This window comes from Hasllibacter sp. MH4015 (assembly GCF_020177575.1).
Lineage (GTDB): Bacteria > Pseudomonadota > Alphaproteobacteria > Rhodobacterales > Rhodobacteraceae > Gymnodinialimonas.
In genome coordinates this window covers 2,331,696-2,351,990 of the sequence record NZ_JAHTBK010000001.1, presented here as the reverse complement: position 1 = coordinate 2,351,990, position 20,295 = coordinate 2,331,696, and the positions used below count along the sequence as shown (strand labels likewise).

Below are 20,295 nucleotides of genomic sequence, written 5' to 3'. Positions count from 1 at the left end.
CATAGTCACATCTGCCCATGTGTAAACCGGAAAAATCAATGATTTTAATGGGTTGGCGATGTGCAATGGTATACCGACCGGGCCATCCGCGCGCCAAGCCCCCGGTTTTGCACGATAAATCCCACCCGATCAGGTTACATGGCCACCCGCGATCTGGATCGCCTGACCGTTGACCGAACGCGCCGCGTCGGAGCAGAGCCAGAGCGCGGTGGCCGAAATCTCGTCCGGTTCCAGCATGCGCTTGTGGCGGTTGGCGCGGGCAAGGTAGCCGCGGGCCTCCTCCTCCGACACGCCCTGGTGCTCGGCGATCATGGCCGCGTTTCGGTCCACGATGGGGGTGTCGACATAGCCCGGGCAGATCGCGTTGAAGGTGAGCGCACCGCCCATGTATTCCTCGCTCAGCCCCCGGATCATGCCGATCACCCCGTGTTTGGAGGCGGTGTAGGCAATCGCGCCCTTCAGTCCGCGCAAACCAGCGATGGAGGAAATGGCGATCATCCGGCCCCAATCCTCCCGACCAACGGTCTCCATCGCGGCCTGAAAGGTCAGGAACACACCGTCGAGGTTAGTTGCCATCGTGCGGCGCCAATGCTCGGGCGTTTGTTTGCGAAAGGAGAGCGGCTCCGCAATGCCCGCATTGGCCACGCAGATCGCGACGGGCCCGCGCGCGGCGGCGGCCCGGGTGATGCCGTCGCGGACGCCCTCCGCATCGGTCACATCCATGGCAAGCGGGTGGAGGCGCGGATGATCGGCGGCAATCTTCTCCAGCCGCTCCGCATCGCGCCCGGTGATCGTCACCTCCGCCCCCGCATCCGCCAGCGCAGTGGCGATGGCCAGCCCGATCCCCGTCCCGCCGCCTGTGACCAATGCATGCCGTCCGTGATGTTCCATCGTCCCCTCCTCGCGATTATCGTGCAGCCTAGCGTCCGGTGGCGTGGCGTCCAGCGCATAGAGCATACCGTCGCACACCTTGTTTTGTTGCGCGATGTCAGGTTGTCCCCCGATGCGGCACTTGCTAAGGGGCGGGGGAATGGCTGTTGAAAATGGGGGACGAGCGATGAAGATCGGGGCTCCGAAGGAAGTGGAAGCCGGGGAAGCGCGGGTGGCGATGACGCCGGAGTCCGCGCTTCAGCTTCAGAAGCTGGGATATGAGTGCGTGATCGAGGCGGGCGCGGGCGCGGCGGCCGGATTCACGGATCAGGCCTACAAGGATGCGGGCGTCGAGGTGGTGAAGACCGCCGCCGCCCTGTGGAAAGCGGCCGATGTCGTCGCCAAGGTCCGTCCGCCCACAACGGCAGAAACCAAGAAGATGCGCGAGGGTCAGCTTCTGATCAGCTTCTTCTATCCCGGTCAGAACGAAAAACTGATGGAGAAGGCCAAGGCCGCGGGCACCAACGTGATCGCCATGGACATGGTCCCGCGTATCTCCCGCGCGCAGAAGATGGATGCCCTGTCCTCCATGGCCAACATCGCGGGTTACCGTGCGGTGATCGAAGCGGGCAACAATTTCGGTCGTTTCTTCACGGGCCAGGTCACCGCCGCCGGCAAGGTGCCGCCCGCCAAGATCCTTGTGGTCGGGGCCGGTGTCGCGGGCCTTGCCGCCATCGGCACGGCCACGTCCCTCGGTGCGATCACCTACGCGTTCGACGTGCGCCCCGAAGTGGCCGAGCAGGTCGAATCGATGGGCGCGGAATTCGTCTTCCTCGATTTCGAGGAGGAGCAGCAGGACGGATCGGCGACCGGTGGCTATGCCTCCGTCTCCAGCCCGGAATTCGCGGCTGCGCAGCTGGCAAAGTTCCGCGAATTGGCGCCGGACATGGATATCGTCATCACCACGGCGCTGATCCCGGGCCGCGACGCGCCGGAATTGTGGACCGAGGATATGGTCGCCTCGATGAAACCCGGTTCGGTCATCGTGGACCTTGCCGCGGAGCGGGGCGGCAATTGCAAGCTGACCGTCAAGGACGAGAAGATCGTCACCGACAACGGCGTCACGATCATCGGCTACACGGATTTCCCCAGCCGGATGGCGGCGCAATCCTCCACCCTTTACGGCAACAACATCCGTCACATGATGGCCGACCTGACGCCCGAAAAGGACGGTGTGGTCCATCACAACATGGACGACGACGTGATCCGGGGGGCGACGGCGGTCTTCGACAAGGAGATCACGTTCCCACCGCCGCCGCCCAAGGTCGCGGCCATCGCGGCCAAGCCCAAGGCACCCGCCGCTAAGGAACTGACGCCAGAGGAGAAGCGCGCCAACGAGGTCGCCGCCTTCAAGGCGCAGACCAAGAACCAGGTGACGCTGATCGGGATCGGCGCGGTGCTGGTGCTTGCCGTGGGCCTGATCGCGCCTGCATCCTTCATGCAGCACTTCATCGTGTTCATCTTGTCGGTCTTCATCGGCTTCCAGGTGATCTGGAACGTGGCCCATTCGCTGCACACGCCGCTGATGGCGGTGACGAACGCGATCTCCTCGATCATCATCCTGGGCGCGTTGATCCAGATCGGATCAAGTTCGGTCATCATCACGATCCTTGCCGCGCTTGGGATCTTCATGGCCTCCGTCAATATCTTCGGTGGCTTCCTCGTGACACGGCGGATGCTCGCCATGTTCCAGAAATCGTAAGGGGAGGCTGAGACGATGGATTTCGGATTCACCATTGCCGCCTACGCGGTTGCAGCCGTTCTCTTCATCCTGTCGCTGGGGGGCCTTTCGGGGCAGGAAAGCGCCAAACGCGCGGTCTGGTACGGGATTGCCGGTATGGCCATCGCGGTTATCGCCACCCTGATCGGGCCAGGCGCGGGGCTTTGGATCATCTCCCTGATCCTGATCGCGGGCGGCGCGGCGGTGGGCTATCAGCTCGCCACGCGGGTGCAGATGACACAGATGCCCGAACTGGTGGCGATCATGCATTCCCTTGTGGGTCTGGCCGCCGTCTTCGTGGGGTTCAACGCCCATATCGAGATCGTGCGCGTGGCCGGTATCTTTGCTGATGCGGGCCTGCCGTTCCCGCAGCCTGAAGGGCCGCTGAGCGATGGGGCCTATGCGCTGCTTGGCACCTTGTCGAATTTCGCGGAGCTTGTGGGCAAGAAAACCGGGGTCGAGATCGGCATCCTGCGTGTCGAACTGGCCCTTGGCATCTGGATCGGGGCCGTGACGTTCACCGGCTCCGTCGTGGCATACGGCAAGCTCTCGGGCAACTCGTCGATGCTGCCGTTCAAGATCGACACCTCGGCCAAGCAATTGCCCGGTGGCCATATGCTGAACGCGGCGGCGGCGGCTTTGTCGGTGATCCTGCTGATCATGTATCTCAGCGGGTCTGGCGGCTGGACACTGGTTCTGCTGGCGGCTCTTGCGCTCTTCATCGGCTATCACCTGATCATGGGGATCGGCGGGGCGGACATGCCCGTCGTCGTCTCCATGCTGAACTCCTATTCCGGGTGGGCAGCGGCGGCGATCGGCTTCTCGCTTGGCAATGATCTGTTGATCGTGGTGGGCGCGCTCGTCGGCTCCTCCGGTGCGATCCTCAGCTACATCATGTGCAAGGCGATGAACCGCAGCTTCGTGTCGGTGATCCTGGGCGGCTTCGGCGGTGCCAAGGGCGAGCAGATGGCGGTGGAGGGCGAACAGGTCGCCATTGACGCGGACGGCGTCGCCTCGGCGCTGAATGAAGCCGATAGCGTGGTGATCGTACCGGGCTACGGCATGGCAGTGGCGCAGGCGCAAGGCGCGGTGGCGGATCTGACCCGCAAGCTGCGCGCCCAGGGCAAGGAGGTGCGCTTCGCGATCCACCCCGTTGCGGGGCGTCTGCCGGGGCACATGAACGTGCTGCTGGCCGAAGCCAAGGTGCCCTACGACATCGTGCTGGAGATGGACGAGATCAACGAGGACTTCCCCGATACGGACGTCGTCATCGTCATCGGCTCCAACGACATCGTGAACCCCGCGGCGCAGGACGACCCCAACTCCCCCATCGCGGGGATGCCGGTGCTGGAAGTCTGGAAGGCCAAGCAGGTCTTCGTCAGCAAGCGCGGGCAGGGGACCGGCTATTCCGGGATCGAAAATCCGCTGTTCTTCAAGGACAATACGCGGATGTTCTACGGCGATGCGAAGGCGTCGCTCGATACGCTCCTGCCCAAGATCGACTGAGCCTTGTGTGGGTGGGGAGGGATGCATTCCTCACCCCGCATACAGAACGAAAAAGCCCCGCCGGAACTGGCGGGGCTTTTTTGCTTGGCAGGGTCGCGCCCGGTCAGGCGGCGAGGCGGACAAAGCCGCTGTCACCCAGATCCGGGTCCTTGTCGCCCAGGGTGCCGCGGAGCATCTCCAGCCCGAATTTCAGGGCGTTGGCATCCACCGTCCAGACCTGCGCATCGACGAGCGATAGCGTCAGAAGCTGGACTTGCGGATCGTCGATGCCCCCGTCGAACCACATCGCGGCGGCGGGCGACCAGAGGTCTTCCAGTTTCTCGCGGTCTGCATTGGGCGTGATCTGGCCGCGCATGCAGGCGTAGATGCCGCCCTTGTCACCCATGATGCAGAAGTGCGCCTCCTGGCCGGTGCCGATATTCTTGGCAAGGTCGGTGTCGCGGGCGGTGATGAAGTGCAGCTTGCGCGCTTCACGATCCACGAAATGGGTCATGGGCTGCATATGGTTCGGCATCCCGGCAAGGCCGAGCATACCGACGCGCGTATTCTCCAACCCGTCAAAGAGCGCGTCCTTGAGGGCGGTGGTGTCATGGTCCGATTGATGGTGGGACATGAGAGAATTCCTTTCGCGTTGGGGTGGCTTCGACGTGTCAACGTGCGGTCGCTTCCAAGGTTCCGCATCGGCGCTTGGAGGGAATCGGCCTTTCCGCGTAGGGTCGTGGGATTCAACCTGAAGCTGATTTGCATGAGGCCACCGATGTTCCGACCCCTTCTGACCGCCACAACCCTTGCACTGACCCTTGCCGCCGCCCAGGCCACCGCACAGCAATGCCAGAACGTGCAGTTTCCGCGGGGCGCTTACGTCCATTCTGTGGGCGGTGCGGTGAACAATTCCTACGGCGCGACGTGTTATTACCTGTCGGTCCGCCGTGGCCAGACGGCGGAGATCCGGGTGCTTGGGGGGCCGGTCTATTTCACCACCAACCAGACCCAGGACACCTACAACTCCGCCCGGTTCGTGACCTATTCCGGCGACCTCTACGTCTATGTGTTCAGCGACTACGAGGGCGTCCACAATTTCGGGATCGAGTTCGCGTTCTACTGATCCATGCAGTTTGACCGGGCGTTGCCTGCGCCGTGAACACGCCCGCCCACCTGATCTTCGGGGCCGCCGCCTTCGGGCGGCCCGACCGGCGCTGGACGCTGACGGCGGCATTGTGCGGGGCAATGGTGCCGGACCTGTCGCTTTACCTGCTGGTGGGTTGGCATCTGGTGGTCCTGGGAACCGATGCGCAGATCGTTTTCGGCCAGCTCTATTTCTCCGACACGTGGCAGACCATCTTCGCCATCGACAATTCGTTGATCCTGTGGGGCGTATTTGTAGGTGTGGCGCTGTGGCGGCGCTGGCCCGTGCTGCTGGCCTTCGCGGGCGCGGGCCTGCTGCATATCGCGCTTGATTTCCCGCTGCATGCGGGCGACGGGCGGCCGCATTTCTGGCCCCTGTCCACATGGGTATTCGACAGCCCGTTCAGCTATTGGGACAGCCGCCATGGCGCGCGATGGATCGGGCCGCTGGAACTCGCGGCAAGCGCGGCGCTGACCATTGTGCTGTGGCGGCGGGTGCGCGAATTGCCGTGGCGTGCGCTTTTCGCGGTGCTACTGCTGGCGGAGGCGGCGTCCAACAATATCTGGCTGCTGGTGTTCTGAGGCCGCGTGATCCTTGCCATGTCCGGCAAGATCGCTTACCTGACAATAACAGTCAGACAAGAATGCGCCCATGAAACGTGCCGCCCTGATCCAGACGTCCCAGACGATCTCGCCACCACAACCGGGCGGCGCGACCCAGCCGCCGCTGGCGCTGATCCGGGTGGTGGGTGCGCGGTGTCGGGTGATGGCGCGCGGTGATCTGTTCCGGGCCTGCGCCATGCTGAGCGCCGACCGCACCCGCGCGGCGGAGGCGGTGGCCACGGCGCTTCTGCGGGCCTTCGACGGGCTGGACGGAATGCCCCGCCTGCGCCTCTACCAACCGGGCGCGACGGAGCGCAGCTTTGACGAGGATTGGCTGCTGGCCGCCCTTGCCGCGGCAGAGCGTGGGGATGCGGACAGTGTGACCTTCCTCGTGGCGCGCCGTGTGCCGCGCCATGCGCGCCGCCAAATCGCGTTCCTGGTCCGCGCGCTTGCCGCGGCATTGGCGAGTGACCCGATCCGCGCCCGTTCCGCCGCCGCCTGACTCAAATCTTTTTAGAATGAGTCTAGACAACGCGGCCCGCGCCTCTATCTTCGAACGGAGAGCCAGCCCGCCGTCAGGCCGCCAGCCATCGAATTCACCAAGATGCCGGAGAGAGACCTGATGCAACCCGCAGCCGATCTGAGCCCGAATGCGCAAACCGCGATTTGCGAGGCCCTGAACCAATCCGTCGCAGAAACCGCCGTTGCCACGATGCTGGCCCAGAATTTCCACTGGAACGTGACGGGCATGGCCTTTGGTCCGCTGCACACGCTGTTTCAGGAAATCTACGAGGATCATTTCGTGGCCCAGGATGATCTGGCCGAGCGGATCAAGGCACTGGACGGCCACGCCGAAGGGATGCTGGCGGGGATGGTGGCGCGCTCAAAGGTGGCCGAACATGACGGCCATGCCGAGGATCGCGAGATGATCGAGGCGCTGAAAACCGCCCAGGAAACCCTTGCCGCGACCCTGGGGGCCGCTGGCGCGCTGGCCGCCGAGCACGGCGACACGCTGACCGAAGACCTGTGCATCGCACGCGGCCAGACCCACGAAAAATTCGCCTGGATGCTCCGCGCGCATTTGCGCTGAGGCTCAGCCCGCCTTTTTCTTTTCCGCCGTCACCTTGAAGGGGGGCTTCGTGCCCTTCTTCAGGCATTTGCGTGCATAGGCCGGTGCCCAGTGGGAGAATTTCCCCATCACGTCCTGCTGCGCCAGAAGCATGTCGACAAAGGCCCGTTGGTGGGCCGGTTTCTTGAGCGACTTGAACATCGACTTCTGCGCCTTGGTCATTGAGCAGCCGATGCAATGGCCGCCGCGGCGGAACTTGCAGACGTCGATACAGGGGCTGGGAACGGGCTTGGGCATACCTGGCCTTTCTGCGCGATCTACTTCGTGAGGATCATCTTTCCCGCGCGGGTGATGCGCAGGGTATAGGTCTTTTCGTCCAGAACGATCAGCGCGGTGCCGTCCGGGCCGATCAGCCTGTGGGCATCGTAGATCGGCTGGTCACGCGGCAGGGGCGGGGGCGTTCTGTCTGGTTCGGTCATGCGAGCCTGGTAGGTCATGTGCGAGTCACTCCGATGGACAGGATAAAACTGACCAAAACACTCAGACATGTCAATTCCCGAGTCTTTTAATCGGAGAAATCCGGCCGATCGGTATCAACGCGGCAGGCCAAGCGCGGCGGGGCGGGTGACAAGCGTGCCGATTGCATCGTGGATTGCGCGGCGGATCGACCCTGGGCGCGCGGGATCGCGGAGCGTCGTGAACCAATGCTCGGGCGGATTGCGACCGGCGCGCGCGCCCTCCCACGTCAAGGCGCGCAGGACCGCCTCCGCTTCATCAGGGACGCGGTCGGGGATGGAATGACCGTTGAGCGTGGCCCAGACCCCCGCCCAAAGCCGCCCGACCGACCACGGATTGTAACCGCCGCCACCCAGAACCAGAAGGCGCGGCGCGCCGAGCGCCATGAGGCCTCGCACGACATCCCAATGGGCATTGTTCGACAGCTCCAACCGGCTGAGCGGGTCCTCGGTCACGGCATCGGCCCCACATTGCACGACGATGGCGTCCGGGCGGAACCGCGCCACGGCGGGCAGGATCAACGCGTCGCGGATCAGCGCCATCTCGGTGTCGTTGAAGGCGCGCGGCACGGGCAGGTTGAGACAATTGCCGCCGCCATCGTCGTCAAGCGGCCCGGTGAAGGGCCAGCGCCGATCCTCGTGGACGGAAATCAGGAGCGCGTCTGGATCACCCGCGAAGCCGACCTGCACGCCGTCGCTATGGTGCGCGTCGATGTCCACATAGGCAATCCGCCGCGCCCCGTTCCGACGCAGCGACAGCATCGCCAGCACCGGATCGTTGAGGTAGCAAAATCCGCCCGCGCGGTCCGGCATCCCGTGATGGGTGCCACCGCCGGGGTGATAGACCGTGCCGACGTCGCGCAGCAGCTCCCCCGCCAGCAGCGACGCGCCCGCCGCCGTGGCGGGGCGGCGAAACATCTCCGGATAGATCGGGTTGGAGATGGTGCCGAGCCCGTGGCGATCCCGCACCGCATCGCTGACGGCTTGATCGGCTTCGGCCTGTTGCAGGGCCGCGATGTAATCGGGCGTGTGCCAGACATGGAGGGCGGCAGGTTTGGCGCGGGGCGAGTTCAGGTACTGCCCCGGCGCGATCCATCCCATTGCCCGGCTGAGGTCCATGACGGTGGAGACGCGAGGCACACGAAGCGGATGCCATTTGCCATAGCTCGACCCGCGATAGATCTCCGATCCCAGGAAGAATGGTTGGGTCACGTGCGGTCGGCCTTTGGGCTGGGGTTGGGGCGAAAGGTATCGCCCCGTTGTGTCGGGTCAACATCCGCCGGGACGATTGCGCAGGGGGGCGTCGCCGTGCGATGAAGCGGCCATGGCAAAGTCGAAAGCGCCCGCACCCCTTCCCAAATCGACGCCGCCCCGGCCCGTTCTGGCCATGGGCGCGGCCAAGCGCGAGACGCGGACCCAATTCGGCGCGATCCCGTTCCGGGTGTCCAAGACCAAGAAGAAGGGGGCCAAGGGGATCGAGGTCTTGCTCGTCTCCTCCCGCGATTCGGGGCGCTGGATCATTCCCAAGGGCTGGCCGATCGAAGGCATGGCCCCGGCCGATGCGGCGGCCCAGGAGGCGTTTGAGGAGGCGGGCGCGCGCGGCAAGGTCCATGACCGCTGCGTCGGGCTCTATTCCTACAGCAAATGGCTGGACGAGGACCTGTCGCTGCCGGTGATCGTCGCCGTCTTCGCGCTGGAGGTGAAGCGTCTGGACGACGAATACCCGGAGGCGGGCGAACGGCGGCGCAAGTGGATGAGCCCGAAAAAGGCGGCCGCGCGGGTGTCTGAGCCGGAGCTGAAGCAGATCCTGGAGACGTTCACGCTCGACCTTCTGCGCTAGTGGCGCCTTGATGAAGACGCGCAAACGCATAAATCCTCAGATGACATGATCCGCTATTCGCTTAAATGCGCCCAAGGGCACCGGTTCGAGAGTTGGTTCCAGTCGGCCCAAGCCTTCGATGGCCTGGCCGAACGGGGTCTTGTGACCTGCGCGATCTGCGGCGGGGCGGACGTGCGCAAAGCGATGATGGCCCCGCAGGTCAGCGCGCCCGACGACACCGGCGTGACGACAATGGCGGAGACGCCCGGACCCCTCAGTCAGCCGACCCACCCGGCGGAGGAGCTGTTGCGCGCGATGCGAGCCCATGTGGAGAAGCATTCGACCGATGTGGGCGCGAATTTCGCGCGAGAGGCGCGGGCGATGCATCTGGGCGATGTGCCGGAAAAGGCGATCCACGGCACCGCGGGCCCGGAGGAGGCGAAGGCGCTTGTCGAGGATGGGGTGCCGATCCTGCCGCTGCCGATGCCGCCCGGCGGCAAGGCGAATTAGGGCCAATCCCCGTAATCCGGCGTCACGCCGCGCGCCCGCAATTCCGCCGCATCCGCCGCATCCCGCCGCGCTTCGACCCGGCTGACCGATTGGGCGACCGCCCGCGCGATCTGGCGGTCCGGCATCCCCTTGGCCTGCATGTCGGCGACGATCCTTTTGCCTGCGGGCGCCAGCGGCTGCGGGAACAGCACATCGTCCAGCGCCTCGAACGGGACCGCGCTTGCGGCTTGCAATGCCGCCATCCTCTCCCCGTAATCCGGTGCCTTGCGGAGCGTGTCGAGCGCAGCCGCGTGCCACGCCTCCGCCCGCGCGGCAAGATCGGCGAGGATCGGATCGGAGAGGTATTCGACGACGCGGGTGCGCGTCGCCCCAGCGAACCGGGCCAGGTTTGTCTGAGGGGCCTCGTTCCGGTCGAAGATCGTGTAATAGGTGGCGTCGTACTTGCCCGCCTTGTTGTTCACGTTGCCCCGCACCCCGCGTTTCAGGAACGCCTCGTGCGATTGGGTGGCGAAATGGGCGATTTCGGCATGGGCATAGCCGAGCGTGGCCAGCGACGAGCGCCACATCCCTTCCATGAAAGCGCGGGTCATGGGCTTGGCCGATCCGTTGACCCAGCGAAGATCGTGGAGCGCGGATTTATCCTTGCCCTTCACGGTCGGGCGGTGGATGCCAAGCTTCATGTTGTCAAATGGGCGGAACAGCGTCTTGACCCCCCAGCCCTTGCGAAAAAGGTCCGGCGCGCCCTTTTGATAAGCTTCCGTCACCGGCAAATCCGCCCAGTCGGTTCGCCCGTTCGATCCCATCATCCGCCATGTGAGCGCAAAGCCGTTCGCCTCGGGCGCGTTGTCCAGAAGGGCGGGCAGCGTTCCATCGCCCGCCTTGATCGACAAATATTCATCGACATCCAGCGCGATCAGCCAGTCGCTTTCCATCACCTCCACCAGCTTGCCCGCCCGGCGCAGGGCCATCGGCTGCGGCTTGTCACCGGCTTTCAGGATATTCCGGTGGTGCACGACCTCCCCCAATTCCGCCAACCGGTCCAGCATCGCGTCGGTTCCGTCGGAACAATCATTGGTGAAGACGACGATCCGGTCGAATCCGATCAGGCGGTGATGGGCGATCCAGTGCAGCAGGAACGGCGCTTCGTCCTTCATCATGGTGAGGATCGTGTGCCCGCCCATGACCTAATGCTCCGGCAGGGGCGGTTGATCCCGCAGCAAGCCGCCCGCCTCTTCCAGCATCGCCGCCTGCGCCTCGGTCAGGCTGTGGAGCCGATCGTAGAGGGCGCGATACCCGGCCTCCGGATCGTCGCTTTGGGCGATTTCGGCCAGTCGGTCCTTCATCGGTTGCGAGAATCCGTGGGCCCCCGCGCGCCAATCCACCTTCGCCCGCCAGGCCTCATAATCGGGTGCCGCGTAGTGGAGCAGATAGGCCCGGTCCGCCGCCGCCATGACCGGGCCGGGGGTGCGATTGCCGTCCGCATCCTGCGCCCAGTGCAGCTTCATGTTCAGCCCGCTCTGCCCCGCGCGGTGAAAGCTCTTGCCCTCGGGGTGGTAGACAAGGCCAAAACGGATGCGCAGCAAATCCGCATCCGCCCCGTAGATGTCATTGACGCGGGGCCGGTCGATGGGCGTGCGGAAAGCCTGCGCCCCGCCGGGCAGGCGCACCTCCTCCGCACTCAACACCCGCAGCGACATTGCGTCAGCCGGAAGCGCGTCCAGCACGTCGCCGATCGGGCGGTCGCGGAACCACATCAGCTCATCGGCATCGACGACCTCAAGCCAACCATCGCTCAATTCGTGATACGCCTCCGACAGGACATGGCGTTGACGGCGCACGAAGCGGGCATCCGGCGAAAGGCGCGCGGCGGACCAATAGGCGGGCGTGCAGGGGCGCACGTCGATCCGAGGCTCTCCCTGCAAGTGCGGGATCGCGGGATCGTCGGGATCGTCAAGGTAGAGCACGATCCGATCCGCGCCCTGGTCCAGATGCCAGCGCAGGAACCGGTTCAGGATCGACCAGGGTTCGCGCGCGATGGTGGCAACGGTGAAGCCCATGGCGTTCAGGTCAGGCCGAAGAAACGGTCGGGGATGCGCACCGGCAACCCCTGTTCGAGGTTGCGCGGGTCGCGCGACGGGCGGGGGCGGGGGGCCGGGCTGCCATCTTCGGGCTCCACCGGAAATTCCTCCATCCCGATCCTGCGCGCTTCCTCCCAGTCCAGGGGCTTGGCGAGGCCATCATCGGCGATGGCGTTCAAACGGTCCGTCTGGTGGCCCACGAAGCTGCGATGCTGGTCGGTCCCGCCCCGCGCATCCATGCGTTCCTGGGCGATATTCTGATCCGCCAGCGCCATGTGGAACAGGACGAAATGATTGGAAATCTCCACCGGGCGGTTGATGAGGCGATGGGCCCCGCCCGCCCAATTGTTCCAGCGGCTGATCACAAAAGGCTTGGTGTAGCGATCCGCGATATAGCCGCATTTGCGCTGACCCAGGATCGGTTTCGTGCGGTCGACCGGCTTCTTTTCCTTCGGCCCCTGCACCACGTCGCAGCCAAGCGCAAAGATGTACCCGGCCTCCACCTGCTCCTTCAGGGCGTCGTCCCAATCGAGGTCTGCCTCGGGGTCGATCACCACGTATTCGTCCACATCGCCCCGGATCACGTTGTCATAGGTCTTGCGCAAATCATTGGCGCGGCCCGACATCAGCTTCGCCATGAAGCGGTCGTTCTTGATCCGGCGGCGGGGCGCATCGAGGATCACCTCGGTGTCGATGCCCGAAAGGTCCACCTTCGGCTCCCAATCGTCACCGTCAATCACCACGAAGAGGTTTTCGCGCCCGCCGACAATCGGTGCATAATGGGCAATCCATTTCTCAAGGAAGTCATGTTCGTGGCGCACATGGGTGACTGCGCAGATCGGCTGCTTGGCCATCGGTTCAGCCTTCTACCGGATGATGGACGAGGGGCATTTCGACCCGTTGGGACGTCTCCGCCACGGCGGCCTTGATCCGGGCCGGTGCGGCGGCTGTCCATCTGGTCTTGGCGGGCAGGAACCCGGCCTGGGCGAGCGCAGCGCCCACGGCGCATAGGTCAAGCACCGCATGGGTTTCGCGTTTTTTCACGCGGTGGCCTTCGGGGAAATAGAAGCCCGTCACCGCCTCGATCCGGGTGGGCGCGCGGCCCTGCCAGCGGGTGAATTGAGCGATGTAATCCTCGATATTGTTGGACGGGCCACGATTGATGATGGCGACCTTTGTCTCGGCAGGGACCACCATCGCGGCCAGGTGCAGGGAGGACGCATCGAGCGACACGATATGCGTGGCGGCCTTGTAGGCGGCGATCTGGTCCGCGATGTCGTGGTCCTGGGGGTGGAAGATGGCGTAGCCCGCCTTCTCCATCCGCTCCTCCACCAGCGTTTCTAATAGGACGGAGCCGCGTTTGGCCGGAAGCCGCGAGCGGGAGATGTAGAGTTTCCTCGCGCCGCCCGCCGCCACGCCGCGGCCCAGGTTTTCGTGCATGAAGGCGCGATAGTCCGGGCGTCCCTCGATCATGCCCTCGATCCCGAAACCGGGGGGCGGCACGGCGATCTGGTCGATGATGACGGGCTTTTGCGGCGCGCGGATCTGCACCTTGTCCTCGGTCAGGCCCATGGCCGCGAAGAAGGGGAGCTGGTGGCGGTATTGGCGGCGCTCATGGGTCAGCTTCTGCTTTGGGTAGAACACGATCCCGGCAATCGGCCCAAGCCGGTCCAGCGCCCAGAGGCGGGAGGTCGTCTCACACAGGAAATGGCCGAAATGCCCGTAAAAGAGCCCCCCGAACAGCCACCGCCCGGTCAGGCGTTCGGGTTTGTCCGTGACCTCGGGCGCTTGCGGCTCCAACGTGATCGGTCCGCTGGGGTAGCGCCAGCAATGCCCGGCCTCCATGAAGGCCCCTTTGGCATCGAACAGCCCGGCAGAGCGGCGCGCGCCGCGGTCGCCCTCTGCACTCCACGGCACAAGCGTCACGTCGCTGTGCCATTCCGGCGTCCACTCGATGGGCGTGGCCGGATCGAAGTCCAGCGCAAGGTCAGGGGCGGCGTCGGTGACGCTCATTCCAACGCATCCTCCGGCGTGATCCCAACCTCCTGGCACATGCGCCAGGCATAGGAATTTTCCAGTGGCGGGTTCTTGCGCCACCAGGGTTTCGTGCCGTTGGTATAGAGGTGGACGGAGACTGTATCGTCGGTGAACCACCCCTCCACGCGGCCATGAGGGTCGTAGAAGATGTCGTTGAGCTGGAACGGCACGGGGTAGAGGACATCGGACGTCATGGCGCGGTCGATGTTGCCCGTGGCGCGGCAGAAATGGGTGAAGGCCTGGGGGCCGAACGCGGTACGCTCGGTCTTGTAGATGCGCACGGCGAGGGGGAGCTTTTCGTCCTGCCGGCCCATGCGGCGCTTCTGGCGGTCGTTCCACCAGGGCGGGAAGTCGGGAAGGTTGTCGTAATAGTCGAGCAACTGGTCCATCAGCTCACCCGTCTGCGGAATGCCCACGACGCCGCAATTCAGCGCACCGCGCATCCCGTGGCCGGCGTAGATATGCTCCCATTCATCGGGGAAGGGGGCGTGGCAGAAGGCGTCGCAATCGATCCAGACCGCGCCGGTTTTCTGGATCATCTTGTAGCGGAAGACGTTGGAGAGGAAGGAGGCCGAGGTCTCCTCCACGATCTTCATGTCGATCTCCATGATCTCGGAGGCCGGGCGCACCTCCACCCCTTCGGGCGCGTTCTGAAGCTCATCGGTGCAGTAGAGCGTCACCGGATGGCCGTGGCGCAGGTGCGATTTCAGGCAGAGCTGGTTGAGATATTGCAGGCGTTCGCCGATCCAGAGGGAGGCGACGGGGCGACGGGAGAGGTCCATTGGGCTGGCCTTTGTTTGCTGCTCGGGTTGGGCGGGGTTCGTGCCCCGCGCTTGCTTGGGGACCGTTTTCGCCGATTGGGGGCGGCAAGGCAAAGGGTTTTAGGGGAGAAGGAGGAGGGGGTGGGGCTGCTCAAGGTTGAGCAAGGGGGTTAAGATATTGGTTTTGTTGGGAAAGGGGTGTGGGTGTTAAGGGTTTGTTAGGGATTTGGGATGGCTTGCAGGACATCAGCTTTCAACTTGCCCCATCGCCTAAATTCGTCCGGCGATGGCGAAAACGACGGCGGCCGCGAAGAAGTACAAGGCGAAGCGAAAGAAGCTGAAGAGCGTGGCGGCGAGGTGGCTGGGTAGGAAATTTTCAAACCCGCCATAGCGTTTGAATACTTGGAGATAGGTGCGGGACGCGTCCAAGATGCCGCCAACGAACAGAAGAAATACGACAACATTCAGGATTTGACTGACATCAGGCACAGTCATGAGACAAGAACTGGGGTCATCGCGAGCAATGCCCATCCAAAGACAAATGAGAAAATCAGCTTCCGGTCTTTTCCCGCGGCGTGACCGCGAATGAGCCGGGGAACCGCGTCTGCATTCAATATGAGCAAGGCTAAGAACCTAACAAGGAGAGTCAAACCTGCCGCCAGAGTGACAAATGGCAGAAGGGCGTAGAGAAGTCCGAATGTGGACCAAAGGACGTCAGTGAGTTCTGCCATGAGTGTGCGTGCTTCGTTTGCTCTTGCCACGAAAATATCAGGGGATTGCGGCGTAAATGGGGTGGCGGGACAAGTGCCGCCCTACGGTTCGTGCAACGCACCCAGCGGGTTAACAGCGGCGGAGCCGCCCCGCTATCGTCGGGCCTCCCCACGGCCCGGCGATTTGGTTGAGCTAGATGCTCCGCTCATGAGGTAGAAAGGCTTGGCTGGTATAAACTGCCATAGCGCTGCTGCTTGATCGCCGAACCGAGGCCCGTCGATGGCGGGGCTTTGCGCTATACGTTGGGGTGGCGAGTGGTGGGTTGCACCCAAGCTACGAGCGGCGGGACGAGTCCCGCCCTACGGGTTGGGCCAGATCACGCGAGTTGGGCGGTGATATCGGTGCCCTCTGGGGCGCCTTTGATCTCGACGATCGAGAGGCCACAGCGCAGGCGGATTGTGTCTCCGGTTTGGGTGATGGTCGGCGCATTCGGCCAGGCGCTGAGGTCGTAGGTCTGGTCCGCTCGCCAGCCGTTGATAATGGTCACGCCACCATAGGACGGTTTGAAGACCTTCGCGCCCGGCTCTGATGTGATTTCTGTCACGCCCGAGCCGGTCAGCACCTCGTGGTCGCCTTCGCCGAGCACCAGAACGTTCCGGCCCGGCCCCGCGTCGATGGTGCTTGCCCCCTCTCCGTCGTGGATCACGTCGTTGCCGTGGCCGCCATAGATGTTGTTGCGCCCGGAATAGCCGTGGATCACGTCGTCGCCGGTGCCGCCGTCGAGCGTATCGCGGCCCGGGCCGCCGTGGAGGGTGTCGTTGCCCTCCTCCCCGAAAAACGCGTTGCGGCGGTTGGCCTGTTTGGACTTGGCGATCATCAAGTCGTTGCCCGCGCCGCCGTAGAAGGTGGCGGAGCCGTGCTTGGGGCCGATCATCACGTCATCGCCGGTGGAGCCGGTCACGTCGACCTCCACCCGTTCGGAAGTTTCGAATTCGATGGGGCTGTCGGGATGGGCGACGATGCGGATGCGCTTGCCCTCCCGCAGGGCGCCGTCCTTGGGCGCCTCCTCCTTGCGGGAGACGACGGTGGCGATGCGGATTTTTTCAATATTTGCAGGGCAATGGAGAATGTAATCGTCGGGGCCGGCCATGTACCACAGGGTATCGGTGCCGCCGTCCTTCTCCTCCACGATCTTTTCGGCATCCGCACCATAGGCCCAGTAATCGTTGTCCGCCCGGCCCCCGGCCAGCACGACGGAGCCGTCGACGGCCATCATGGCGTTTACGCCATCGGCGGGGTTTTCGAAGCCGCGCAGGTCGAGGCCCAGGTCCAGCGACCCGCGCACCAATTCATCGCGGAGCGCGTCGAGCGGCGCGGTGTCGACGAGGTTCGTGGTCTCTCCGGGATCTTCTACAAGATCATAGATATGCTCTTCGCCGTTGGGGTAGCGGAAGTAGCGGAATTGGCTGAGCCCCTCGACCGAAGGGCGGACGGAAAGGGTGCCGAAGACGCAGGTGACGGGGGATTTCGTCTGGTCATAGGTGCCGAAACTGTCGTCGATCAGCGGCAGGAGGGATTGGCCCGACGTCCAGTCCGGGCGCGGCGGCAGGCCCGCCAGTTCCATGATCGTCTTCGGGATATTGTGCAGCGAAACGGGGAGGGAGACCTCGCCCGGGTCCATATCCGCGTGCCAGATGCCGAGGGGGATGTGAGCCGCTGAGTCCCACTGGCTCATCTTGTGGAAGCTGTCGTGGTTGCCGAGGTTGAAGCCATTGTCGCTGAGGAAAATCACGGTTGTGTTGGCGGCGAGCGGCGAGGTGCGGAGCGCGTCCATGAAGCGCCCGATCTCGTGATCCACATGGGAGATACAGGCGAAATAGGCGCGCACGACCTCGCGCCAGGCCTGGTCGCCCGCGCGTTCCGGGGTCCAGACGCCGTTGGCGATATAGGCGGCCTCGTAGACTGCAAACCCGGGTTGCGGGCCGAAGTAATCCTCCGGCGCGGCGATGGAGGGCCAGACGATCTGGGCCGGGTCGTATTGGCGATAGAAGCGGTCGGGCGCGATCAGGTTGTAGTGCGGATGCTTGAAGCCGAGCTGGATCAGGTTGCGCTTGCCGGAATCGGCGCGGGCGAGGAAGTCGATGGCGTTCTGGGCGACGTGGAAATCGTAGAAGCGGTCATCCTGTTCGCCTGCATCATAGGGGTGGCCCACGCCGCGGATGCCGGGGCCACGGTCGAGGTAATGATGCACGTCGCGGCGGCGGCCCTTGTCCTCGGCCGCCGGTTCCTCGTGAAAGAGGATGCGGCGGTATTCCTCGGGCATGGGTTTGTAATTGCTGTCCACCTTGCCGGTGGTGAAATTGTAGAATCCCGCGCGACGCAGGTCGTATTGCCACGCCTTTTCGGGGGGATAGATGTCGCGCCAGAAGCGGTTGAGATCGACGAGGCCGGAGCGGAAGGGGGAGATGCCGGTGGCCAGTTCCGCCCGGCACGGCGCGCAGAGCGGGACGGAGGCGTAGGCGTTGGTAAAGCGCGTGCCCTCGGCCATGAGGCGGTCGAGATGCGGGGTCTGGATCGTCAGGCCGAAGGTGTCGCGCCAGGTGAAGACGTCGATCATGTCGTCAACCCAGATGACGCAGATATTGCCGTCTTTCAGGCTGTCAGCAGTAAAGGCCATCTACCCCTCCGCCCAGAGATGGTGGCGCTTGAGGGCGTTGAGCGCGGCCCGGTCGGCGGCGTCGTCCGAATGCAGGAGTGCGCGGCCGGGGAAGAGCCAGACATCGAGGATCAGCGCGCCGCCGAGCGTCTTGAGCAGGCGCGGACGCTGGTTGCGGCAGCCGATGAAAAGGCTGGCGGGGCCGTTGAGCACGGGCGCGCGGGCCTGGGCGTCGGTCCGGGCCTGACCCAGCGTGGCGGCAAGATGGTCGCCGGACAGTGACACGATGGCAAGGCGCGGAGCGTCCTGCGGCGGGCAGGGCAGCGTCGTTTCCACAAGGTCGCTGTCATCCTTGATGGTGAGCGTGCCTGCGGTCTCGGACAGGAACAGGTAATTGCCGGTCTGGAGCGCGTTGAGCGTGAGGAGCGTGCGCGCGTCCTCGCCCGGCGGGGTGTAGAAGCGGATGGCGAGGGTCGTGGTGCCGGCAGCCTGGGTCACATCCTCCGCCACCAGGCCGCAATGGGTGCCGGGCTTGCATTGCAGGCCCATGAGGTCGCCAATTTCGCCCAACTGGCCGTTGCCCGTGTTGGGCTCGGTCGGTTCCGCTGGGGGGCCACCCAGATGGTTCCGCCAGAGGTCCACGGCCCCATTTGCCGGATCCACCTGCATCGCGGCCGGGCTGCCATGCCACCAATGGGCGCCCGAGAGCGCGCTGGCCACCGCATCGGGATGCGCGCCGCAAAGCGCGCCGAGGGGCAGGGGCATGTCCAGCTCAAGCATCGGCGCGGCCATGGGTGATTGGCAGGTTCGCGGGTAAGGCCCATCGGTGCAGGCGCGCGCCCGTGACGCTGTCGAGGTGCCAGCCATCGCGCAAAGCACCCGCAAACTGACCGGCGCAGGCATAGGCGAGGCGCAGATCGCTGCCCTTGGGGGACTTGGAGAGTTGGAGGAGGATCGTCTGCGGGTCGTCCGAGGCGATCTCCACCTGCTTGATGGTCGCGTCATTGGTGCAGCCGAGGAGCGCGAAGCCGGCACCCGGCCCGGCCTGCAACGGATCGTCGGGGTCGATGAGCAGCGGCCCGGTTGCCCGGGCGGCGACCCGGAGGACCTCGCCCTCCAGTTCCGCCAGATGCAGCGTGGGGCATTTCCACGTCGCGGCCTCCGCGATGGCGCAGGCGGTCATTTCGGCCTGCTGGCGGCGGGCCATTTCGGTCGGGCGGTCATAGGCGTCGAGCGCGAACATGTAGGCGGGCGCAGAATGGATCAGGCGGTGGTCGCCGTGGTTCCAGCTCAATTCCCACTGGCCCTCAAGGGCCGCTTGCGGCGCGATGTTGGGCAGGCCGGGCTCAAACCGCGCCACGAAGAGCGGGCGGTCGAAGCCCATTTTCCACAAGCCATCGCTGATCGCCTCCATCACCGAGAGCATCCCGTCGCGGTAGGCAATGGCACTGTCGGAATGATCCTCAAGCGCGAAATCGAGGGTGACGGCGAGCACCTTGGCCTTCTGGCCCATTGCATCGGCGGCGGCCTTGAGGTTGCGCGCGGCGATGAGCAGGTTCTGCAGCGCGCGGCCCTTGGCCAGATCGGCGGCGGTCGCGGAGGCGTCGGTTTCCACGCGGGTGACGAAGACCGGCAGCGGCCCGTGATCGTCCATGCGCCAATCGAGGATGGTTTCGGCCGCCAGCGCCTCATGCGTCATTTCCCGCAAATGTTCGAGCCGGTCGCGGTCCTGCGCTACTTCGATGCCGTTATGGCCGACCGCGCCGATATCGTCGGCGGGGGCCAGGATGTGCTGGGGAAAGGTGGACCCGCCGGGGGAGGCCAGCGCCGCCCGCGCACCGCCGATGCCAAGCAGGCCCAGAAGCGCGCCGCCCGGTTCCGCGATGATGTCGCCGCCGTCCACGTGCCGCCGGAAGCCGCGCACCCCCTGTTTGCCGGGAAGACGCGCGGTGAAACGGAGCCAGTCGCCATCCTGCCGCGCATCCCAAGCGTCGATGCCGTCTGGCGCATCGGCAGGGGCGTGGCCGGGGGAGGACGGATGTGCGGCGGGCCGGTCCGCGCCGGGCAGGCGCAGCGCGATGTCTTCCACCACCTTGTCCGACAGGCGCATCACGAGGCCGGAGGGGTCGTAACGGATCACGTCGCCGTTGCGCGCGCGCAGGACGATGCCGTGGCCTTCGATCAGGTCGTCGTCATTGTCTGGATCGTCCGTCACCGCGCTCGCCCCTTCGGTTCGCGCCACGTTATGCCAGCGG

Annotated in this window: 22 protein-coding genes; 8 read left to right on the top strand and 14 right to left on the bottom strand. The window is 64.8% G+C overall.

Features of this window, described 5'->3' with window-relative positions:
• Positions 1 to 129: 129 nt before the first annotated feature.
• Entirely contained in the window at positions 130 to 891 is a 762-nt protein-coding gene (locus tag KUW62_RS12080) for an SDR family NAD(P)-dependent oxidoreductase (protein WP_224817106.1), read from the bottom strand.
• A gap of 166 nt (positions 892 to 1,057) precedes the next feature.
• Between KUW62_RS12080 and KUW62_RS12075 the strand changes: the two genes are divergently transcribed.
• Both KUW62_RS12075 and KUW62_RS12070 read left to right on the top strand, forming a co-directional pair.
• The gene (locus KUW62_RS12075; protein WP_224817105.1) at positions 1,058 to 2,632 is read left to right on the top strand and encodes a Re/Si-specific NAD(P)(+) transhydrogenase subunit alpha; all 1,575 of its coding nucleotides are present in this window, start codon (positions 1,058 to 1,060) and stop codon (positions 2,630 to 2,632) included.
• 15 nt (positions 2,633 to 2,647) lie between these two features.
• The gene (locus tag KUW62_RS12070; protein ID WP_224815722.1) at positions 2,648 to 4,156 is read left to right on the top strand and encodes an NAD(P)(+) transhydrogenase (Re/Si-specific) subunit beta; all 1,509 of its coding nucleotides are present in this window, start codon (positions 2,648 to 2,650) and stop codon (positions 4,154 to 4,156) included.
• Between the two features lie 103 nt (positions 4,157 to 4,259).
• Here KUW62_RS12070 and KUW62_RS12065 read toward each other — a convergent pair whose 3' ends face one another.
• Positions 4,260 to 4,769: a pyridoxamine 5'-phosphate oxidase family protein gene (locus KUW62_RS12065; protein WP_224815721.1), complete on the bottom strand. Its 510-nt coding sequence runs from the start codon at positions 4,767 to 4,769 to the stop codon at positions 4,260 to 4,262.
• A 144-nt stretch (positions 4,770 to 4,913) separates the two neighbouring features.
• Between KUW62_RS12065 and KUW62_RS12060 the strand changes: the two genes are divergently transcribed.
• The 4 genes from KUW62_RS12060 to KUW62_RS12045 all read left to right on the top strand — a co-directional run bounded on the left by KUW62_RS12060 (position 4,914) and on the right by KUW62_RS12045 (position 6,974).
• Entirely contained in the window at positions 4,914 to 5,261 is a 348-nt protein-coding gene (locus KUW62_RS12060) for a hypothetical protein (protein ID WP_224815720.1), read from the top strand.
• A 32-nt stretch (positions 5,262 to 5,293) separates the two neighbouring features.
• Positions 5,294 to 5,863 (top strand): cobalamin biosynthesis protein CobQ, encoded by a 570-nt coding sequence (locus KUW62_RS12055; RefSeq protein WP_224815719.1) that lies wholly within the window; start codon positions 5,294 to 5,296, stop codon positions 5,861 to 5,863.
• Positions 5,864 to 5,933: 70 nt separating this feature from the next.
• Entirely contained in the window at positions 5,934 to 6,386 is a 453-nt protein-coding gene (locus tag KUW62_RS12050; protein WP_224815718.1) for a hypothetical protein, read from the top strand.
• A 120-nt stretch (positions 6,387 to 6,506) separates the two neighbouring features.
• Positions 6,507 to 6,974, top strand: a complete 468-nt coding sequence (locus KUW62_RS12045; RefSeq protein WP_224815717.1) for a Dps family protein — start codon at positions 6,507 to 6,509, stop codon at positions 6,972 to 6,974.
• A 3-nt stretch (positions 6,975 to 6,977) separates the two neighbouring features.
• Here KUW62_RS12045 and KUW62_RS12040 read toward each other — a convergent pair whose 3' ends face one another.
• From KUW62_RS12040 to KUW62_RS12030, 3 genes are all read right to left on the bottom strand, one after another.
• Positions 6,978 to 7,250: a DUF1289 domain-containing protein gene (locus KUW62_RS12040; protein WP_224815716.1), complete on the bottom strand. Its 273-nt coding sequence runs from the start codon at positions 7,248 to 7,250 to the stop codon at positions 6,978 to 6,980.
• A gap of 20 nt (positions 7,251 to 7,270) precedes the next feature.
• Positions 7,271 to 7,432 carry a hemin uptake protein HemP gene (hemP, locus tag KUW62_RS12035; RefSeq protein ID WP_224815715.1) on the bottom strand — a complete coding sequence of 54 codons (162 nt, stop codon included), beginning with the start codon at positions 7,430 to 7,432 and terminating at the stop codon, positions 7,271 to 7,273.
• A gap of 114 nt (positions 7,433 to 7,546) precedes the next feature.
• Entirely contained in the window at positions 7,547 to 8,680 is a 1,134-nt protein-coding gene (locus KUW62_RS12030; RefSeq protein ID WP_224815714.1) for an acetoin utilization protein AcuC, read from the bottom strand.
• A 112-nt stretch (positions 8,681 to 8,792) separates the two neighbouring features.
• Between KUW62_RS12030 and KUW62_RS12025 the strand changes: the two genes are divergently transcribed.
• Together KUW62_RS12025 and KUW62_RS12020 are read left to right on the top strand one after the other, a co-directional pair.
• Entirely contained in the window at positions 8,793 to 9,308 is a 516-nt protein-coding gene (locus tag KUW62_RS12025) for an NUDIX hydrolase (protein WP_224815713.1), read from the top strand.
• Positions 9,309 to 9,353: 45 nt separating this feature from the next.
• The gene (locus tag KUW62_RS12020) at positions 9,354 to 9,797 is read left to right on the top strand and encodes a DUF1178 family protein (RefSeq protein WP_224815712.1); all 444 of its coding nucleotides are present in this window, start codon (positions 9,354 to 9,356) and stop codon (positions 9,795 to 9,797) included.
• Here KUW62_RS12020 and KUW62_RS12015 read toward each other — a convergent pair.
• The 9 genes from KUW62_RS12015 to KUW62_RS11975 all read right to left on the bottom strand — a co-directional run bounded on the left by KUW62_RS12015 (position 9,794) and on the right by KUW62_RS11975 (position 20,255).
• Entirely contained in the window at positions 9,794 to 10,978 is a 1,185-nt protein-coding gene (locus tag KUW62_RS12015) for a glycosyltransferase family 2 protein (protein ID WP_224815711.1), read from the bottom strand. The genes KUW62_RS12020 and KUW62_RS12015 overlap by 4 nt on opposite strands.
• A 3-nt stretch (positions 10,979 to 10,981) precedes the next feature.
• Entirely contained in the window at positions 10,982 to 11,854 is an 873-nt protein-coding gene (locus KUW62_RS12010; protein ID WP_224815710.1) for a glycosyltransferase family 2 protein, read from the bottom strand.
• A gap of 5 nt (positions 11,855 to 11,859) precedes the next feature.
• A complete protein-coding gene (locus KUW62_RS12005; RefSeq protein WP_224815709.1) occupies positions 11,860 to 12,729 on the bottom strand; it encodes a glycosyltransferase family 2 protein in 870 nt (289 codons plus the stop codon).
• Between the two features lie 4 nt (positions 12,730 to 12,733).
• Positions 12,734 to 13,888 (bottom strand): DUF563 domain-containing protein, encoded by a 1,155-nt coding sequence (locus tag KUW62_RS12000; protein WP_224815708.1) that lies wholly within the window; start codon positions 13,886 to 13,888, stop codon positions 12,734 to 12,736.
• The gene (locus tag KUW62_RS11995; RefSeq protein ID WP_224815707.1) at positions 13,885 to 14,694 is read right to left on the bottom strand and encodes a hypothetical protein; all 810 of its coding nucleotides are present in this window, start codon (positions 14,692 to 14,694) and stop codon (positions 13,885 to 13,887) included. The genes KUW62_RS12000 and KUW62_RS11995 overlap by 4 nt, the downstream gene beginning before the upstream one ends.
• 249 nt (positions 14,695 to 14,943) lie before the next feature.
• Positions 14,944 to 15,168, bottom strand: a complete 225-nt coding sequence (locus tag KUW62_RS11990; RefSeq protein ID WP_224815706.1) for a hypothetical protein — start codon at positions 15,166 to 15,168, stop codon at positions 14,944 to 14,946.
• A 592-nt stretch (positions 15,169 to 15,760) separates the two neighbouring features.
• Positions 15,761 to 18,061: a sulfatase-like hydrolase/transferase gene (locus KUW62_RS11985; protein ID WP_224815705.1), complete on the bottom strand. Its 2,301-nt coding sequence runs from the start codon at positions 18,059 to 18,061 to the stop codon at positions 15,761 to 15,763.
• Complete coding sequence (locus KUW62_RS11980) at positions 18,062 to 18,820, bottom strand: hypothetical protein (protein ID WP_224815704.1); 759 nt, start codon at positions 18,818 to 18,820, stop codon at positions 18,062 to 18,064.
• Positions 18,813 to 20,255, bottom strand: coding sequence for a hypothetical protein (locus KUW62_RS11975; protein ID WP_224815703.1), 1,443 nt, complete (start codon positions 20,253 to 20,255; stop codon positions 18,813 to 18,815). Before KUW62_RS11975 ends, KUW62_RS11980 begins: the two co-directional genes overlap by 8 nt.
• Positions 20,256 to 20,295: the final 40 nt, after the last annotated feature.

What these genes read in the sequence shown, in the direction of transcription:
- KUW62_RS12080 (WP_224817106.1), bottom strand. Translation starts at nt 891, where the DNA reads ATGGAACATCACGGACGGCATGCATTGGTCACAGGCGGCGGGACGGGG.
- KUW62_RS12075 (WP_224817105.1), top strand. Translation starts at nt 1,058, where the DNA reads ATGAAGATCGGGGCTCCGAAGGAAGTGGAAGCCGGGGAAGCGCGGGTG.
- KUW62_RS12070 (WP_224815722.1), top strand. Translation starts at nt 2,648, where the DNA reads ATGGATTTCGGATTCACCATTGCCGCCTACGCGGTTGCAGCCGTTCTC.
- KUW62_RS12065 (WP_224815721.1), bottom strand. Translation starts at nt 4,769, where the DNA reads ATGTCCCACCATCAATCGGACCATGACACCACCGCCCTCAAGGACGCG.
- KUW62_RS12060 (WP_224815720.1), top strand. Translation starts at nt 4,914, where the DNA reads ATGTTCCGACCCCTTCTGACCGCCACAACCCTTGCACTGACCCTTGCC.
- KUW62_RS12050 (WP_224815718.1), top strand. Translation starts at nt 5,934, where the DNA reads ATGAAACGTGCCGCCCTGATCCAGACGTCCCAGACGATCTCGCCACCA.
- KUW62_RS12045 (WP_224815717.1), top strand. Translation starts at nt 6,507, where the DNA reads ATGCAACCCGCAGCCGATCTGAGCCCGAATGCGCAAACCGCGATTTGC.
- KUW62_RS12040 (WP_224815716.1), bottom strand. Translation starts at nt 7,250, where the DNA reads ATGCCCAAGCCCGTTCCCAGCCCCTGTATCGACGTCTGCAAGTTCCGC.
- hemP (WP_224815715.1), bottom strand. Translation starts at nt 7,432, where the DNA reads ATGACCGAACCAGACAGAACGCCCCCGCCCCTGCCGCGTGACCAGCCG.
- KUW62_RS12025 (WP_224815713.1), top strand. Translation starts at nt 8,793, where the DNA reads ATGGCAAAGTCGAAAGCGCCCGCACCCCTTCCCAAATCGACGCCGCCC.
- KUW62_RS12020 (WP_224815712.1), top strand. Translation starts at nt 9,354, where the DNA reads ATGATCCGCTATTCGCTTAAATGCGCCCAAGGGCACCGGTTCGAGAGT.
- KUW62_RS12015 (WP_224815711.1), bottom strand. Translation starts at nt 10,978, where the DNA reads ATGGGCGGGCACACGATCCTCACCATGATGAAGGACGAAGCGCCGTTC.
- KUW62_RS12010 (WP_224815710.1), bottom strand. Translation starts at nt 11,854, where the DNA reads ATGGGCTTCACCGTTGCCACCATCGCGCGCGAACCCTGGTCGATCCTG.
- KUW62_RS12005 (WP_224815709.1), bottom strand. Translation starts at nt 12,729, where the DNA reads ATGGCCAAGCAGCCGATCTGCGCAGTCACCCATGTGCGCCACGAACAT.
- KUW62_RS12000 (WP_224815708.1), bottom strand. Translation starts at nt 13,888, where the DNA reads ATGAGCGTCACCGACGCCGCCCCTGACCTTGCGCTGGACTTCGATCCG.
- KUW62_RS11995 (WP_224815707.1), bottom strand. Translation starts at nt 14,694, where the DNA reads ATGGACCTCTCCCGTCGCCCCGTCGCCTCCCTCTGGATCGGCGAACGC.
- KUW62_RS11990 (WP_224815706.1), bottom strand. Translation starts at nt 15,168, where the DNA reads ATGACTGTGCCTGATGTCAGTCAAATCCTGAATGTTGTCGTATTTCTT.
- KUW62_RS11985 (WP_224815705.1), bottom strand. Translation starts at nt 18,061, where the DNA reads ATGGCCTTTACTGCTGACAGCCTGAAAGACGGCAATATCTGCGTCATC.
- KUW62_RS11980 (WP_224815704.1), bottom strand. Translation starts at nt 18,820, where the DNA reads ATGCTTGAGCTGGACATGCCCCTGCCCCTCGGCGCGCTTTGCGGCGCG.